The organism is Microbacterium sp. NPDC058389 (assembly GCF_042722305.1).
GTDB lineage: Bacteria > Actinomycetota > Actinomycetes > Actinomycetales > Microbacteriaceae > Microbacterium.
In genome coordinates this window covers 347,781-363,297 of the sequence record NZ_JBHXJQ010000002.1, presented here as the reverse complement: position 1 = coordinate 363,297, position 15,517 = coordinate 347,781, and the positions used below count along the sequence as shown (strand labels likewise).

Annotated in this window: 17 protein-coding genes; 10 read left to right on the top strand and 7 right to left on the bottom strand. The window is 64.5% G+C overall.

Annotated features, from left to right (window positions below; translation table 11 throughout):
* Positions 1-19 precede the first annotated feature (19 nt).
* Both ACFWJ8_RS04530 and ACFWJ8_RS04525 read right to left on the bottom strand, forming a co-directional pair.
* Entirely contained in the window at positions 20-1,264 is a 1,245-nt protein-coding gene (locus ACFWJ8_RS04530; RefSeq protein WP_378809433.1) for a hypothetical protein, read from the bottom strand.
* A 264-nt stretch (positions 1,265-1,528) separates the two neighbouring features.
* A complete protein-coding gene (locus tag ACFWJ8_RS04525) occupies positions 1,529-1,735 on the bottom strand; it encodes a cold-shock protein (protein ID WP_018173742.1) in 207 nt (68 codons plus the stop codon).
* Positions 1,736-2,062: 327 nt separating this feature from the next.
* Here ACFWJ8_RS04525 and ACFWJ8_RS04520 point away from each other — a divergent pair, with 327 nt between their 5' ends.
* Together ACFWJ8_RS04520 and ACFWJ8_RS04515 are read left to right on the top strand one after the other, a co-directional pair.
* Positions 2,063-2,695, top strand: a complete 633-nt coding sequence (locus tag ACFWJ8_RS04520; protein WP_378809432.1) for a GntR family transcriptional regulator — start codon at positions 2,063-2,065, stop codon at positions 2,693-2,695.
* A 57-nt stretch (positions 2,696-2,752) separates the two neighbouring features.
* Positions 2,753-3,244 carry a GNAT family N-acetyltransferase gene (locus tag ACFWJ8_RS04515; RefSeq protein WP_378809431.1) on the top strand — a complete coding sequence of 164 codons (492 nt, stop codon included), beginning with the start codon at positions 2,753-2,755 and terminating at the stop codon, positions 3,242-3,244.
* 3 nt (positions 3,245-3,247) lie between these two features.
* On the opposite strand, the gene ACFWJ8_RS04510 is transcribed toward ACFWJ8_RS04515, so the two are convergent.
* Positions 3,248-3,631 carry a pyridoxamine 5'-phosphate oxidase family protein gene (locus tag ACFWJ8_RS04510; RefSeq protein WP_378809429.1) on the bottom strand — a complete coding sequence of 128 codons (384 nt, stop codon included), beginning with the start codon at positions 3,629-3,631 and terminating at the stop codon, positions 3,248-3,250.
* A 792-nt stretch (positions 3,632-4,423) separates the two neighbouring features.
* Between ACFWJ8_RS04510 and ACFWJ8_RS04505 the strand changes: the two genes are divergently transcribed.
* The 5 genes from ACFWJ8_RS04505 to ACFWJ8_RS04485 all read left to right on the top strand — a co-directional run bounded on the left by ACFWJ8_RS04505 (position 4,424) and on the right by ACFWJ8_RS04485 (position 9,634).
* Entirely contained in the window at positions 4,424-5,122 is a 699-nt protein-coding gene (locus ACFWJ8_RS04505; protein WP_378809427.1) for a DUF3800 domain-containing protein, read from the top strand.
* The gene (locus ACFWJ8_RS04500) at positions 5,104-5,655 is read left to right on the top strand and encodes a hypothetical protein (protein ID WP_378809426.1); all 552 of its coding nucleotides are present in this window, start codon (positions 5,104-5,106) and stop codon (positions 5,653-5,655) included. Before ACFWJ8_RS04505 ends, ACFWJ8_RS04500 begins: the two co-directional genes overlap by 19 nt.
* Positions 5,656-6,472: 817 nt before the next feature.
* On the top strand, positions 6,473-7,555 hold the full coding sequence (locus ACFWJ8_RS04495; protein ID WP_378809425.1) for a cytochrome P450: 1,083 nt from the start codon (positions 6,473-6,475) through the stop codon (positions 7,553-7,555).
* Position 7,556: 1 nt separating this feature from the next.
* On the top strand, positions 7,557-8,816 hold the full coding sequence (locus ACFWJ8_RS04490) for an MFS transporter (RefSeq protein ID WP_378809424.1): 1,260 nt from the start codon (positions 7,557-7,559) through the stop codon (positions 8,814-8,816).
* Positions 8,817-9,046: 230 nt separating this feature from the next.
* Positions 9,047-9,634: an SRPBCC family protein gene (locus tag ACFWJ8_RS04485; protein WP_378809423.1), complete on the top strand. Its 588-nt coding sequence runs from the start codon at positions 9,047-9,049 to the stop codon at positions 9,632-9,634.
* A 505-nt stretch (positions 9,635-10,139) separates the two neighbouring features.
* On the opposite strand, the gene ACFWJ8_RS04480 is transcribed toward ACFWJ8_RS04485, so the two are convergent.
* Both ACFWJ8_RS04480 and ACFWJ8_RS04475 read right to left on the bottom strand, forming a co-directional pair.
* Entirely contained in the window at positions 10,140-10,415 is a 276-nt protein-coding gene (locus tag ACFWJ8_RS04480; RefSeq protein ID WP_378809421.1) for a hypothetical protein, read from the bottom strand.
* Entirely contained in the window at positions 10,412-11,368 is a 957-nt protein-coding gene (locus ACFWJ8_RS04475) for an acyltransferase family protein (RefSeq protein WP_378809420.1), read from the bottom strand. The genes ACFWJ8_RS04480 and ACFWJ8_RS04475 overlap by 4 nt, the downstream gene beginning before the upstream one ends.
* A gap of 135 nt (positions 11,369-11,503) precedes the next feature.
* Between ACFWJ8_RS04475 and ACFWJ8_RS04470 the strand changes: the two genes are divergently transcribed.
* The 3 genes from ACFWJ8_RS04470 to ACFWJ8_RS04460 all read left to right on the top strand — a co-directional run bounded on the left by ACFWJ8_RS04470 (position 11,504) and on the right by ACFWJ8_RS04460 (position 13,618).
* On the top strand, positions 11,504-11,767 hold the full coding sequence (locus tag ACFWJ8_RS04470) for a hypothetical protein (protein ID WP_378809419.1): 264 nt from the start codon (positions 11,504-11,506) through the stop codon (positions 11,765-11,767).
* A 113-nt stretch (positions 11,768-11,880) separates the two neighbouring features.
* Positions 11,881-12,186, top strand: a complete 306-nt coding sequence (locus ACFWJ8_RS04465) for a hypothetical protein (protein ID WP_378809417.1) — start codon at positions 11,881-11,883, stop codon at positions 12,184-12,186.
* A 913-nt stretch (positions 12,187-13,099) separates the two neighbouring features.
* On the top strand, positions 13,100-13,618 hold the full coding sequence (locus ACFWJ8_RS04460) for a GNAT family N-acetyltransferase (RefSeq protein ID WP_378809415.1): 519 nt from the start codon (positions 13,100-13,102) through the stop codon (positions 13,616-13,618).
* Between the two features lie 490 nt (positions 13,619-14,108).
* On the opposite strand, the gene ACFWJ8_RS04455 is transcribed toward ACFWJ8_RS04460, so the two are convergent.
* The gene (locus tag ACFWJ8_RS04455; protein WP_378809414.1) at positions 14,109-14,720 is read right to left on the bottom strand and encodes an HAD-IA family hydrolase; all 612 of its coding nucleotides are present in this window, start codon (positions 14,718-14,720) and stop codon (positions 14,109-14,111) included.
* Complete coding sequence (locus ACFWJ8_RS04450) at positions 14,720-15,430, bottom strand: MgtC/SapB family protein (RefSeq protein WP_378809412.1); 711 nt, start codon at positions 15,428-15,430, stop codon at positions 14,720-14,722. Before ACFWJ8_RS04450 ends, ACFWJ8_RS04455 begins: the two co-directional genes overlap by 1 nt.
* Positions 15,431-15,517: the final 87 nt, after the last annotated feature.

Here is a 15,517-nt window from a genome sequence, read left to right as displayed (position 1 = left end):
CGTCGCGCCGCCTTCCTCGTCACAGGCTCCATGCCAGTCGGAGCGCCTCGTCGGTCGGCAGCGGAGCACGGGCATCCAGCCAGTCGGCGCCGATCGCGTTGAGCGAGAGGTCGACGCTGAACTGGCCGGAGGTGACGGCGGGCGGCCGGGGGATCGACGCGATGCAGTTCTGCACCGACAGCCACTGTCCGCGCAGGTTCCCCACGAAGGTCGACGACACGGCTGACAGCGCGTCGACGGTGCCGATGCCGTTGACGGCCGCGGGCTTGCCCGAGGCGAAGGCGTTCGCGCCGGACGGCAGCGGGTAGCGGACGACCATGCGGTCGCCCCCGACGACGAGGCTGTGATCGAACACGATGCCGCTGGTGCGGTCGGAGGGGATCACTCCGGAGTTGGTGGACGCGAAGATCACGGTGTCGCGGATGACCAGATCCCTACCCGGACTGTTGCCCGACAGCTGCAGCGTGTCACAGTGCGCCGACGAGCTCGCGCTCTTGTACGAGGGCGCCAGGTAGCAGCCCACGATCTGGATGTCGTTCCAGGGATTGTCGCCCGTCCGGATGGCCCAGACATCCGCGTCGGTCAGCTTGGCCTCCGGGGTCACGCATTCCACCAGCTCGATGTGGGATGCCGGTCCCGAGGCGCCGGCGGTGATGTTGAAGGCCTGGCCCTTCGACCAGGCCCACGCGAAGTCCTGCACCGACGTCAGCACGATGCTCTGAGGGAAGAGCCAGAACCCGGCGAAGGCGACCCCCTTCACGGCGTCCATCCGGATCGCGTCGCTGAAGGTGATGCTCGCGGATCCTTCGCGGGGCATCACCAGCACCCGGTGGTCGCGGTCGAGCGCGCCGATCCCCTGCAGCACCGGCGGCTTCGACGAGCCCGCGCCGTAGCCGGGCAGCACACCCGGTTTGACCAGGACGCAGCACTTGCCGTGGGGCGAGCGCTCGGCGACGTACGAGATCGAGCGCGCGATGTCCTTCCACGTGCACTCGGCCTCGACGACGAGGTCGAACGCGTCCGAGGGACGCGGTGTGCGGGTCGGCCAGTGGTGGCCGGTGGGCCCGAACGGCGCCGCGGCGAGCGGTCCCTGCGGCACGGCCGCGTTCGACAGCGATGCGGGCATCCCGCTGGACGCGTGGGTGGTGGGCGTCGGCGTGGGGGTCGGGCGGGCGCTGGCGCGATCCGGGACGGAGCATGCCACCAGCACCGCCGGAGCGGCCAGGAGGAGCGAGAGGGCCACCCGCCGGGAGATCTCTGCCATGCGCTGCGTCCAATCGTCGATGTGTCCGTCCGGACGACATCGGCCGCGTGCGCATGAAGAGCCGCACAGGCCCCACGCTAGGCGTCGGGTGCTTCGCGCAGGTTACGCTCGTGCAAACTTTCCCCCGATCAGCGAGCGCTGCGCTGCGTCGACGGGTGCGGCGCCGACTCCTGCGCGCAGGCACGCTGAAGCCGCGGCACCCACGATCGTCAGAGGGGGGATGCCGCGGCTCATCGATCGCGTGAGGCGATCAGACCGCTCGACTCAGAGCGGGCGGATGTTCTCAGCCTGGAGGCCCTTGGGGCCCTGGGCGATCTCGAACTCGACTCGCTGGTTCTCCTCGAGCGAGCGGTAGCCGCTCGACTCGATGGCGCTGTAGTGCGCGAAGACGTCTGCGCCGCCTTCATCGGGAGCGATGAAGCCGAATCCCTTCTCGGAGTTGAACCACTTGACGGTGCCCTGCGTTGCCATTACTTGCCGTTCTTCGTTGATCTCGTCGCGATTGCGGCGATTCACTCCAACGTAGTGAACTCGCGGGCGCACGGCGAGACCCTCGTCGGATGGTGACACAAATGTTGCACGCGACGATGAGGGTTCGGGTATGCCCATCGTACGCCCGGGCTGAGCGGTGCTCGAAGCCCGGGCGTCGACGGATCCCCCCGGATAGGCCACGCCGAAACGTGGACATGCACATCGTACCGATATATCAACGCCAGGGCGAGGGGTGGAACCCGCGGAATCATGCGGCGAAAACCGGGTCTATGCAGGTGAATCCTCCGGCGTACACTGGGTCCACCCATGACTGCTCCCTTCGCTCCGCTCGACCCGCGCGGTGCCGTCCTCGGAGACGAGGTTTACGCGCGCCTCGGTGAGGCGATCCTCGATGGCCGCCTCGCCCCCGGAGAGCGGCTGCGCGACCATGAGCTGGCCGAGTGGCTGGGCGTCTCGCGGACGCCGGTGCGCGAAGCCCTGCAGCGACTGGAACGCGTGGGACTGGTGGAGGTGTCGCCGCACCGGTACACGAGGGTGTCGCAGCCGAACCGGCAGATCGACACCGCGGAGCTGGTCGCCTTCAACATGGGCCTGGCTGTGCGGATGGCGTGTGCGCGTGCCGAGGATGAAGCCGTGGCCCAGGCGCTGGAGCGTCTCGACGAGGTGATCGCCGCCTCCCGCGCGGACGACCCCATCGCCCTCGCCGACGCGAGCCATGTCTTCTTCGCTGTGATCACGAATGCCGCCGGCAACTACGCGCTCCTGCAGTTCGTCCGCGAGTACGAGTTCGCGATCCGCCGCGACATGGTCGGCTGGCAGCCGTTCCTCGAATGTCCCATCGGCCGCACCGCGGCCTACGAGGAGTTCCGCGCGGCGCTCGTCGCGCGCGACGGCGACGGCGCCGAGGCGCTGCTGCGCGGCATCCACGGCCTCCCCTGACCCAGAGGTCGGCGGCCGCCCTTTTCGACGTCGGATGCCGCGGCTAGCGTGGCTCGCGTGAACCACATCGATCTGCGGCCGTTCGACGACGACGACCTCGACGCGGTCTTCGAGATGATGCGCGACCCCGATGCCGTGGCGATGGCCGCGTTCACGGCGTCCGACCCCGACGACCGCGCCGCGTTCGACGCGTGGATCGCCCGCCAGCGCGCCGCCGAGGACGTGCTGTGCCTGGTCGTGACCGAGAACGGCGGCTTCGCCGGCACCGCGGCGGCATTCACGGTCGACGGCGACCGGGAGGTCAGCTACTGGATCGCCCGGCACGCGTGGGGTCGAGGGGTCGCCACCGCCGCACTGCGCCTGCTGATCTCCCACGAGCCGATCCGCCCGCTCTTCGCCCGCGCCGCGGCCCACAACGCCGGATCGATCGCGGTGCTGCAGAAGGTCGGATTCACAGAGCTCTCGCGCAACGTCGACTTCGCCCCCGGCCTCGGCCGGGAGGTCGAGGAGATCGTCTTCACGCTGGTCCCCTCGCTCGACGGCGCCTGACGGTCAGACCAGCAGTCCCGCGCTTCCCATCAGCCGATCCGGGACGACATGGATCGCCACTCTGAGGGGATTCTCGCGGGGCTGACGGTACTTCTCGGCGTACAGGGCGACGGCCCGTGCGACCTCCGCGGGGTCATCGTGGATCGACGCGGTCCCCTGGAAGGCGATCCAGTTCGCGCCGTGAACCGCACTGACCGTGGCGGTGCCGTCGCGGAGGATGTTCTGGACCTTCTGCGACGTCCGGGAGGTGATGATCCGGACGATCCCGTCGTTCACCGTGAATCCGACAGGGACCGCATGGATCCCGCCCCGCCTCGACATCGTGGAGAGTGTGCCGAGATGCCGCTCTCGGACGAACTCCGCACCGGCCACAGTCAACTCGCGCACGACGCCCACGCTACCCGTGGTGCCGGGCCCCCCGATCGTCACGAGCCGGAGACGCCGAAGGCCCCCGGTCACCCGGGGGCCTTCGTTCTGTGGCGCTGTAACTTTTTCCGCGAGCCCAGGCGGCTCAAGGGGTCTCCAGGGCCCTCCCTGGACACTTTCCGCGGTAAGCCTCTGAGTTTTCCACTGCGACACGACAACTCCAGGTCAAGAAGGTTTTCGCAGCGACGCAATCGCATGTCGAATACAGCGTGTGCGGTGCCCGCTGGGCGGGCTTGCATCAGCTTTTCTCGGGCTTCCATGGAACGTGCATGCGCGGTCAGCATCCGTTTGGGTGCGCGTTCCTTCCACCGCGCGCTGAGGGAACAGCCGGGGATGAGGGTCTGGACTGAGGTTTGCGTTGCACACCAGTACTCCTTCGTACTAGTGCTCCCGCGAGCGATGAAGCAGCCCTACGGTGGCACAACTCCCGCGCCTGCCGCGATCGGCATTTCTGGTTGACAGCCCACTGTCTGGGCTGCGCGAGTTCGCCAGTTGAGCGGAGCAACGCAACCGCAACTCCTTGCCATGCCATTGCAGCTGGTGGCCGATTTCATCCGATCGGATGACTGACGACGCGCGAACCTCAACGCGTTCGCATCAGAGGGATCGCGCTATCGAGGAGCCCGAGGTACTCCTAAGTCGCTGGCTGGCTGGTCTTGCACGTAGCCCGTGGGCATCGCGGCGCGGTGCCACGCAGGGAGCTGTCCGGGTGCGCGGCTAGGCTTCTTGGAGAGCGAAAGTGATGGGAAACCGTTGAGCAACATTGCCAACATCTACTGCGATGAGAGCCTGCACCTGCCTGGTGACGCGTACCCGGTTATGGTGCTCGGCGGCATTGCCTGCCCACTCGATAGCGCCCCCGAAATCGCCGCACGCCTCCGTGAGATCCGCGCGAAGCATGAGCTGCCGGCCGCGTTCGAAATTAAATGGACGAAGGTGTCGCCAGCGAAGCTCGAGTACTACGAAGAACTCATCGAGTACTTCTTCAGCGAGAACAACCTCCGCTTCCGCGCAGTGATCGCCGACAAGACCGCACTCAATCACGAGAGCTTCGGACAGACCCACGACGACTGGTACTACAAGATGATGTACCAGCTGCTGACGCGGTTTCATGTCGATGGGTACCAGCAGCGCATCTACCTCGATAAGAAGGACTCCCGCAGCGGCACAAAGGTGCGCCGCCTGCACGACATCCTCAGCCGCGCCAGCCATGACTTCGACAAGCAGCAGATCTCGCGGTTGCAGATCGTTCAGTCGCACGAAGTCATCCAGATGCAGCTGGCGGACCTCCTGATCGGTGCCATCGGGTATGCGAACCGTCACCTCTCCACGAGCACTGCGAAGCTGCACCTGATCGAGCGCATCGAGAAGCTCTCCAACACATCACTGACGCGGTCGACGAGCCCCAGCGAGAAGAAGTTCAACTTGTTCCGATGGACGGGCAGGTCGTGACCGACGGCTGGCCGCCGCTCGGTCTCAGTCTGAACAGCGTCGGCGGGAACTGGGCTGCCTACGAGCAGGCCTGCTACGACCAGTACCACGGCGACTTCCGCCTCACCCAACCGGCGTGGCCGGTGCCCAACCAGCGGCTCTCCATCCGTCGGAACCCTGAGGAAGACGGGCGTTGCTTCACGTACCGGCACATCACTACCGAAGGTCCAGTTGAAGCCAATCGGACTCCCGATCTCGCCCGATGCGAACGGATCACCTGGCCACGTCTGATTCTGGACGAGTTCGCGACAACTTACCCCACACCGTCGTCGGAGCGGATTGCCTGGTGGATGAACACACGCACGTCCAGCCGCGGCGTGGAGACCAACTATCTGATCTCGCTAGCCGACTTCTCCTACGTCGTGATCGTCGGCTCGCGACCCGCGTACGCGATGCTTGTAACCGCGTACCCCGTCGAGTTCCGCAACCGCCGCGACAAACTGCGACGGGAGCATGATGCCTACTGGGCAAATGGCGGAGGCCGCCCCATTTAGAGACGGCCTCGGATACTCCTTCAACCGTTGGTTGATGAGTTGTCTTGAATGTAGCACGCAAAGCTGGGCGCCGCGTGAGATCGAGACCCGCGCGTCACTTGACACCCTGCGGCAACTTCGCGAGCCGCCATTTGCTGCAGAAACGTCGCCCGGCGACCAAGTTCCGCCGCGCGCGGCCCTGCGATGCCCGCGCTTCCGACACCAGCGCCGTTCACGCTGGTGTCGGAAGCGGCGCATCTGATTGCCGAATGGTACGCAGGCCTCGGTTCTGGTGGTGCGACGGACCACACGCCGTCGACGTCGACCGCGACGACCACACGAGAGCGGGCATGGCGTCGTCTGTTTGAGTGAATCTTTGGCCCGGGTTTTAGGGTTCCGTATCGGGTAGATGCGGGGCCCCGGAGACCTTCTGACAGCGGCATGCCAGCACGACGAGCCAATCGTCCGCTTTGTTCGGCAACGTTTGGCGTCTCTGCTCGCCACGCCGATCAGCACCCGCGAGACCTTTGCGGACGCTACCCCCTTGTTCTATCTCGACTCGCGAGGACGGACGCGGCAGTTACCGTGTAGTGCCCTCCAGGCGGAGGGCGCTGGAGATGCCGGCAGGCGTTGAAGCCTGAGCATCAAGAGCTTGGTTCCTACACGAAGGAAGTACTCATGTCCGCAGTGAAGAAGTTCGTCGCCATCGCCCGTGGAGAGCGCCAGATCGCGCGTCTGAAGTACGCCAACAAGTACGGGATCTGATCTTCGTCGGTGGCCCGCGGCGCCGCTGCGGGCCACTGTGATGTGACGTGGAGGAATGTTGCGGGCAAGGAACTTGTGGTGGCACACCGACAGATGGAACCGGTTGGCATCTGCCGGTACGCGGACGCTCTCGCTGGACAGCGGACCCCTTGTCGTTCTTGATGCGACGCTTGCCCACACGGTGCTGACCAGCCCGGATCTGTATGTCGACGAGTCGGCGTTCTTCCGCACCCAGCATCATGCGCCGCTGGACCACTCCGTGCGCAGAACGCTCACCAGCGCGCTCGTCAGCCTCTCGTCTGGGTCGCGCGATGACGTCCATCAGGCGGTTCAGCGCGCCTGGGGTGTGAGCGGCGTTGCTCACAGTCAGGGTTGGGGCGTTCGTGTCATGCGCGAGTCTTTCCGGCCCGCTCTCACCGGCGACGGAGACCCGGTCGTCGATCGCGCCATTGATGAGTTCATCCGTTGGCGCACCATTCGGCATGACATCCGCGCCCGCTGGGGAGAGCTCCCAGCGTGGTGGCGTCGACGGGGGCGCGCCGCGCTGGGAGAGCGCATCGACGCCCTCGGTCCTGATCGGAATGACTTGATGGGAGCCGTCGCGGCGGTCCCAACGGACCTGACGACACACGAACGAGGAGAGCTCTTCCTGAGGCTCGTACAGTCCGTAGTCGCGTTCGCTGGCACAGCCCTCGAAATGACCATGCTGCTCGCCGACGCCAGGCTCTCTCCGGAGACCACGCTCGATCGTCCGTTCATCATGGAGACGCTGCGGCTGTACCCGACATCATGGCGACTCGTCCGCACTGCTCGCGTAGACCACCAACTCGGCACGGAGGCAGTCCGGCGGGGGCAGGAAGTCATTATTGCCTCGGCCGCGATCCATCGCTCACCAATCCATACGGGCGCCGACAGTTTCCAGGCAGAGCCGTTCGCAGACCGCGCCATGGAACGATCGAAGGCGTTCCTGCCGTTCGGTCGCGGGCCCGGCATGTGCCCAGGACGCGAGCCGGGGATCGCCGCAGTACTCGAAGCCACATCGGCTATCGCGGATTTGTACGACCTGGGCAGGCATCGACGACGCGCGCCAGACCCCTACGTTCGAGCGCTCATCGTGCCCGAACGCAACAGCTTCACATACCAGCTGAAAGACTGAAATGACCGACGCAACCGCTATCGGCGCCTCTCGCGCATCCGGATTCCATCGCTTCCTGGTGGCCACCGGGATGAACACGTTCGGCGACGTCGTCAGCACGATCGCGTTGCCGGTGATCGCATTCACACTGCTCGGTGCGAACGCGTTCGAAGTCGCAGCGCTGGTCGCCGCAGAGCAAGCAGCGTGGTTGGCCGTCGGTCTTCCCGTCGGCGTATGGGTCGACAGATGGTCTCGAAAGCGCGTGATTGTGGCCGGCGGGCTCCTGCGCGGGGCACTGCTGGCGACGATCCCACTTGCGTGGTGGGCCGGGGTCCTCTCACTGCCGCAGTTGTTCATCGTGGCGGCCGCGACCGGCGTCGTCGCCGTCTTCACGACAACAGCCAACACGGCATACCTGCCCTCTCTCGTACCCCACGACGAGCTCCTCTCCGCCAACGGCAAGCTCGCAACGGTCAGCACGGCAACTGACACCGCCGGTCAGGCCGTTGCTGGCATCATCGTGCAGATCTTTCGGGCACCGTTCGCCATCGCCATCGAGGCCGTCCTTGCTATCGCGTCGGCGATCCTGGTTCAAACGACGAAGGAGAAGGAGAGAGTCCTGCTCGATGAGGACTCGCCGGCAACCTTCTGGCGTCAAATGGTGGAAGGTGTCCGATACACGTTGGGGCATCCGACTTTCCGGACCATCCTCGCCACGAACCTTGCATGGAACGTGGCTATGGCGGGCCAGTTCGCGATCGCCGTACCCTTCCTCCTAGAGGTCGTGGACGTTGACGAGGCCGCTATCGGCATCGCATTCGCCGTCGGAGGCCTAGGCGGGCTGATCGGTGCGATGGCTGTTGGCCGGTTGAGTCGGAAGTACGGCAGCGGGGCCGTCTGGCGGGCATCGCTTGTACTGGGCCCCATCTTCGGGCTCCTGGCCCCGCTCGCGGCCCTGTTCCCTGGCCTGGTCGGCGCAGCGCTCTACGGGCTCGGAACTGGGGTGCTGGGAGCGGCGATCGCGATGGTTTCGGTGATCACCGGAGCCGCGCGTCAGGCGATCTGTCCGCCGCACCTGCTGGGCCGGCTCGGAGCCGTAAGCCAGTTCATCTCTTGGGGCATCATCCCCGTGGGCGCATTGCTCTTCGGCGCTCTGGGCTCGTGGATCGGGTTGCAGGGGGCCATGTGGGCGACAGGCATCACCTTCTTCCTGTGCGTGATCGTCGCCAGATTCAGCACTCTCTGGCGGTCGCGGAGCATCGAGGTCGAACTCACCGGTTGAGCGCAGCGCAGCGCGCGTTGCTGACCCCAGCCCCATTCTGGATCGAGAGGTTCGCCCGGACTCGGAAGGTGTTGACAGCGATCGGCCGAACGCCACGGACGGCCGCCGCGGTGTTCCTCGCGGTGCTGAACCCCCGGAGCCGATGAACGCCCAGACAACGCTCCCTTCGGAGCACTTCACGCCCAGGCTTTACAAAATGAGGTGTCGCACATCTGAGTACGCGAGACGCCATGGCTGGCCAGACGCCGAGCGCCGCCGGCTTGAGCAGATCGTTAGTGATTGGAGAGTCGGCAAGGCGGCTGGCGGCAGTTGTTGAGGCACCCGCTGGCGTGCACGATGATCCGCCGGTCGTCGTACGGCGGCAAGATGGGATGGTGCCCTCGACCTTCACCCTCGTCACCGAGGCGCCGATCAATGCTGAGGTGCTATTCGACTTGTGCCTTGATATCGACGCGCACGTCGCGTCAATGGCACAGTCCGGCGAGAGTGCAGTGGCCGGCGTCGTGAAGGGCCGGATCGGTCTCGACGAGACGGTGACCTGGCGAGCTCGTCACTTCGGCATCTGGTGGACCATGACCTCACAGATCACGGCCCTCGACCGCCCAACGCGATTCGTCGACAAACAAGTCCATGGTCCATTCAAGACGTTCGTTCACGAGCACCAGTTCGAGCAGCTCGCCACAGGCTCCCGCATCACCGACACGGTCACAATCGCGTCACCGGTCTTCGGAATGCTCGCCGAACGACTAGTGCTGGTTCCCTACCTCCGCCGACTCATCGCAAAACGCAACACCCACCTCCTAACCACACTCAGCTAGACCCTCAACGTGCGGGAGATCGGACGGCGTTGTTGAGTTTGACGAACTCGCAGACCCAGGGATCGAGGGCGGAGAGGATCTGACCGCCGTCGAGCGCCTACCGCAGTGCAACTTGCCCGTCAAGTCGAGCGGGCAACGGCAGGACCGCAGGAGCCGAGCCAGACACCTCAGACTTACCGCTAGGCGCCTCTCAGCTTTTTCAGGCGCTCCTGGATGGGCGTTCCGTCTCGCTGGTCACCCTCCATGAGCGACCATGCTGGCGTCCGGACTGGGCCTGGCGCTGGACACCAATCCTCTGCTGCGCCACGAGCATTCCACGTGGTGATCGAGTCGCCCCCGTCATACATCTCGCCTGAGCTCAGTGCCTTCCCTCTGACTGCATGTCCTCACATAGTCGGGCCTTCGTGGCGCGCAGGAACACGTGAACGGGGCCGTCGCTAGAAGCCGAGAGGCACCTCGCGGTCCCTCCGGATCGCGAGGTGCCTCTCTGGTGGGGTGCGCCCGGCTACATCCCCCCGCCGCCGCCACTGCCGGGGATACGCCATTCCTCTCGCGGGCACTTGTTCGCGCCGTTGAACCAGCCGAACCGCTGGTACTTCACACCGTTGATGTATTTGAAGACGTTGTTCCAACCGAGCTTGACGACGCAGGCGTCCGGGTTGAAGGTCGCGGGCACAATCGTCGACGCGCTGGCGGGACTCGCGGGCCCCAGCAGTAGCGCGATGCCCATTGCCGCTGAAACGGCGAGTACGGGCACTTTCCGAATAGGTGAGGATTTCATTTGGCGAAAGTAGCAGGAATCCCCTGCGATTGTGTCGTCATCCACCGGGTGAGTTGTTCGATCGGTCCCCGACCCAAGAGTATTCGCCATGTGCACGCGAATACTACACAAAGAACTGCAACAATCCAGAACGATGACCAACTTTGAAGCTTGGATATCCCGGATACCTCGACGATCAGAGATATCACTAGAACGTGCAGGACGTAGATCGAAAGCGGCATGCTGCCTATGCTCGTCGTAAGAGCCACAAGCTTTCGCGCGCCGCCTGCCGGCCGCCTCAGCACGACCACAAGCACCCAGATTAGAGCAGCACCGAAAGCGCCAGCGCTGATCCCACTCAAGGCACTGGGCACCTCAGGAGTGAGCGACATCAGTGGAACAACTGCCGCACATCCGATGCCAACGATCAGCGCAATGATGGCGAGGCGAAGCATCTTCGTCGCGACGAGTAGTCCGGCGCGTTGCATCCACAGTCCGAAGAGGATGTAGGGCATCCAGATCACCGCAGGGTATTGGCCGGCGAACGTCCAGATCACGAACTGCTGGAGGACCATCGGGATGGTGACCCCGTCAACTAGCCACATGAACGCCGTGATCAGGAACGGGCCTAGTGCGGCGAGCGAGATGCTGACGCTGAGGAGTACCCCTCGCCGAAGGAACAGCATCGGGAGGGCGAGGAGGAAGAAGAATCCGTAGTAGTCCAGGATGACGATCACTCCCGAGCCCCACAGACTGAGGAGCAGGCCGAGAGCGATCAGGACCACCGCGCGGATGGTGATGGAGCGGCGCGCTTCAGATCGCGCAGACGCATAGTCACCACGCGCGGAGATGATGCCGAGCGAGATCCCGTCTAGCAGTGCAAACAGTAGCTGTGGTCGCTGATCGCCGACCAGAGCATGAATGACGGGAGAGTTGTCGATCGTGATCGGCGGCAAGCAATGAAGGGCGATCATCCCGAGGATCGCGAGACTTCAGGCCGCGTCGACTCCGAGAATCCGCGTCATTTCGCGAGACTCAAATGGTTCCTAGCCGATACTGGGCTACAGTGCTCGGCTGAGCGAGAGGGTGATGGAATGAAGCGTTGGTGGATGTGGGTCGTCGCTGTTGCGACCGTGGTTGGGTCGGCGTGGGCTGCATACGTCATCACCGTCGAGATCATTGCACGTAGGAACATCGCAGAGTTCTCGCAGCGGCCTGAGGTCGAGAATTGGGCTCTCCCCTACCTCGGGACGGAGGGTCCGGCGATGGTTGTCGCAGTCTGCGTCGCGATTCTGGTCACCGCTATCTGGGTCGTTGCGTGGGCGATGAGCGTTCGAGCAAGGCAGCGAGCTGCCGGGACCCTGGGCAAGTGAAGGCTTTCGCAAGATCGTTACTCGCGGCTGGATCGGTTGTGACGCTCGGTGCTCTCCTCCCAGCGTGCTCCTCTACCCCGCCGATCGATTCAGCATGTGTGGAGGGTGCGACGGTGGTGCGCTCCATCACTAGCGCGCTGAGTGCCGGCCTCGACACTTCTGAGCCTGCTGAGATCACGGCGAATCTCGGTCTGCTCAGTGATGCGGTCTCTCACATTGACACCGAGGCCGATTCGGCTGAAGGGGAGGCGCTCGGTCAGGTCCGGGAGGCGGTGGACTCGCTGGTGCAAGAAGGGAACAACCTTGTTGACGGCGCGCCATCCGAGATAAACGACAGCGTAAATTCACTCATTTGGACTATTGGCCAGTTGGACAAGGTGTGCGACGGAGCAATTCTGTCGACTTCAGCACCTTTGTAACATTGTGAAATAGAGTCTTTCGATCGGCTATTACTGGATTTGAGCCGGAAACTATGCGCAATCCGCGCACCGAGTTGGCCGGTATCCATGGAAGGTCGATATGAAGCGACGGATCATTGCAGTGACGGTTGGAGCCACGATAATTGCCTCGGTGCTGTTGGGGGTGTCTCCGGCATCGGCGGCGTCGTTCCGGCTCATTGATGGCGGGACAACGCAGGCCAGCTGCCAGAAGATCCGCAATCAGTACTTCCAATGGGGATACACCAACGTGCTTGGGTGCCAGCAGCTTCCCTCCGGGCGTTGGGGCTTCTACATTCCGCCGTGGTCGTAGCCACTAGTTTCGCCCGCACGTGTCGGTTTGCGCGGGCGAAACTCGTCCTGACGCTGGTTTGCGAGGGTTGACTGCATACTCCCCCTTCCGCGAACTCCGACAGCACGGCGCGGCGGAACCCGATCCTGCGGTCGGGTGAGTGGCCCTCCCGCTCGTCCTCGCGAGTCGCTATTGCCGGGGGCGAAGTACGGCCGGCGCGGCGAGGGAAGCTTGCGTGACCGTATTCAACGTCCGCTCGGTTCCTTGGCTCTTCACCCCCGTGTGCGTTGCTACTTCGGGATCGTAGCCCGGCATGCGGATGTCGCCGTCGACGTCAGCGCCCCGTGCTGAACGAGTTCGTCTCGGTCTCAGTTGGCCGTCACCCGCACGGTCGCCTGCGAGGCTCGTCGGGATCGGCTGAAGCGGAACATCGCGTCGAGGATCTCATGCTTCTGGTCTTCGGAAACGGTAGTAGGGAGCTGGGTGAAGGTTGGCTTCGCTGAGTTCATGCCGGGCCTATGCGGCAGCCCGCGAGTCGAGTCCAGTCTCCGTGCGATGTAGCCCAGGATGAGAGGACACTCCCAACATCATCCGAGGTGAGCCGTGCCCTCCGTCAGCACTGTCTATCTGGGCGCGGGTTCCGATCTCCGCGCCGTCAACGAGCTGTTCGTCATGAGCGGGCTGGGCCCGATCGTCACCGAGCAGCCGGACCAGCAGATCGTCGCGCTCTACGCGGACGGTGAGCTCGTCGGCGCCCTCCACGCCTGCGCCCCCGTCGTCGTGGCGTACTCGCTTGTGCAGGCGGGCATGGGAGTGGAAGAGGCAGCTGAAGCTGCCGGCCGCATCCAGGCCATTGAGGCGCTGGCGGTGGCGCGCGAACACCGCGGCGCGGGATACGGCGCGTTGCTCATCGACAAGGCTTCCGAGCACGCCCGCGTGCAGTTCTTCTCGGAAACCCTGCTCGCCAAGATCGACGGCTCCGACCCCGAGCTCATCGACTGGTATGCCCGTCGCGGGTTCTCGGTGTGCGCCCCTGGTCAAGCCCTGCAGGTGAACGGCGTCAGCCTGCCGCTGTCACCCGAGCACCGCGACGCCTGGAAGTCGTTGTCCACCGATTCGTAGAGCACGCCAAGCGCCGCAGCGTATCCACCCGAGCCGACTCGGGCGGAGACGTGCAGGTGATGGATGACACCTCGAACGCACGCCGGTTATGACCTCAGCCCGGTGCGTCGCGCCGGGTGGGAAACCAGCCAGGCGCTTCCTGCGGGAGAGATGGCTAACGCCTCAACAAGCCGAGCGTGAGCCCGCGGCCCGGCCGCGCCGCGGACTCCAGTGTCTCGGCCGGCCGCGTGCGCCACGTCGAGCACGCTGAGTGCGACCGCAACGCGTTCTAGGAGCGCGTCTGCCTCACCCAGAGCGCGATCGCGGACCTCACCAGCATGGGGTGAGCAAGGTCCGCCCGCGCGATGGGTTACAGGGCGCTACCGCTTGCCGCGGCCATCCCGCAGCATCTCGCCGCGATCTCAGACAGTTGGTGGTTGCTGTCGCCCCTGGTAACCGACGCCCACGACCGAATGCGAGGGTCGCGGCGTCAGCGCAGTTGAACGAACGCTCAGAGCATGGCGTGTTCGCTGAGAACCAGGGATGCGCGTTCGGCTGATTCGTAGATATGTGCGCGCCACCCCGCGTCCCGGGCCGCGGCAACGTTGGCTCCGCGGTCGTCGAAGAAGATTACGTCCGTCGGATCGATGGCCATGTCTTCTGTGACCCATCGGAATACCTCCGGATCGGGCTTTGCCCGTCCCATCTCGCATGAGAAGTACGAGTACGCAATGAGATCGAACCATGGTGCTAGGCGCAGTGTCCGCGCGAGGTTGTGCGGCGCATTGGAGAGAACCACCGTTGGGGTTCTCTGGTCACGCAGCCCGGCGAGAATCACGCCCGCCTGCTCATCGAGCGAGCTCCACGACGCGCAGTCGATGCGGTCGAGTTCGCGAACCAACGTCGGCGTCGGCTGCACGCCCACCCTGTCCAGCACGCCCGTCCAGTATTGAACGTGGGAGTCACCGAGGTCATATGCGTCGCGCAACTCCCAGTAAGCCCGGTCCATAGTCGTGCAGGAGACCCCGGCGGCTGCAGCCACAGCCTCGGCCCGGCCGTCTTCGTGGCAGAGCACGCCGCCCACGTCGAATACGACGACGCGACGCACGAGAGAAGCCGCCATCAGTCGTTCTCGTCCTGCTCGACCTCTATCGACAGAACGCCAGGGACGTCCGCGATCGCTTCGAGGAGACGAGATGGCTCCTGATTTTCCCGGCCGCGGATGCTGATGATGGCTTGGAAGCGCGGCGTCTTCCCGGGTTTCGTGACGTCCTTCGTCTCCGTGACAAGGGCGTCAAAGCCCCACTGGGCGGCGATCGACAGGGTGTTCCGAAGAGCGCCGTACCCTTCGCGGTATCGAACTTTGAACATGGTCTTGTCAGGCTCCCGTCTGATGAAGAGGCCAAGCTTTCCGAGCACTGTGACCGTGAGCAGGTGAAGACCGGTTGCGAGGATTGCAAGAACCGGCGCGCCTGCACCGCACGCCATTCCAATCGCCGCCGTCAGCCAGATAGAAGCAGCAGTCGTCAACCCCGAGACCGCGTTCTGGCGCACGAAGATGACCCCAGCACCCAAGAATCCGATGCCAGAGACGATCTGAGCGGCAATACGAGACGGATCGACGATCGTCGTGGGTCCGGTGACAGCCTGGAATCCGTAGGCCGAGACCAAGGTGAACACCGCGGAGCCGACACCGACCAGAGTGTGAGTGCGGATCCCCGCGCTCTTCAGTCTTCGGTGCCGCTCGATGCCGACGATGGCGGAAAGGACGAAAGCGAGGAGAAGCAGCACAGCCTCGGTAAGCGTCGATCGGCTGATCCACTCGATGTTCATGTCTCGCCTCCATCAGGATCGTAGGGAACGTTCCCGATGAGTATAGGGATCGTTCCCTGTAATGTGGTAATGCGGTGGCCGAACGTC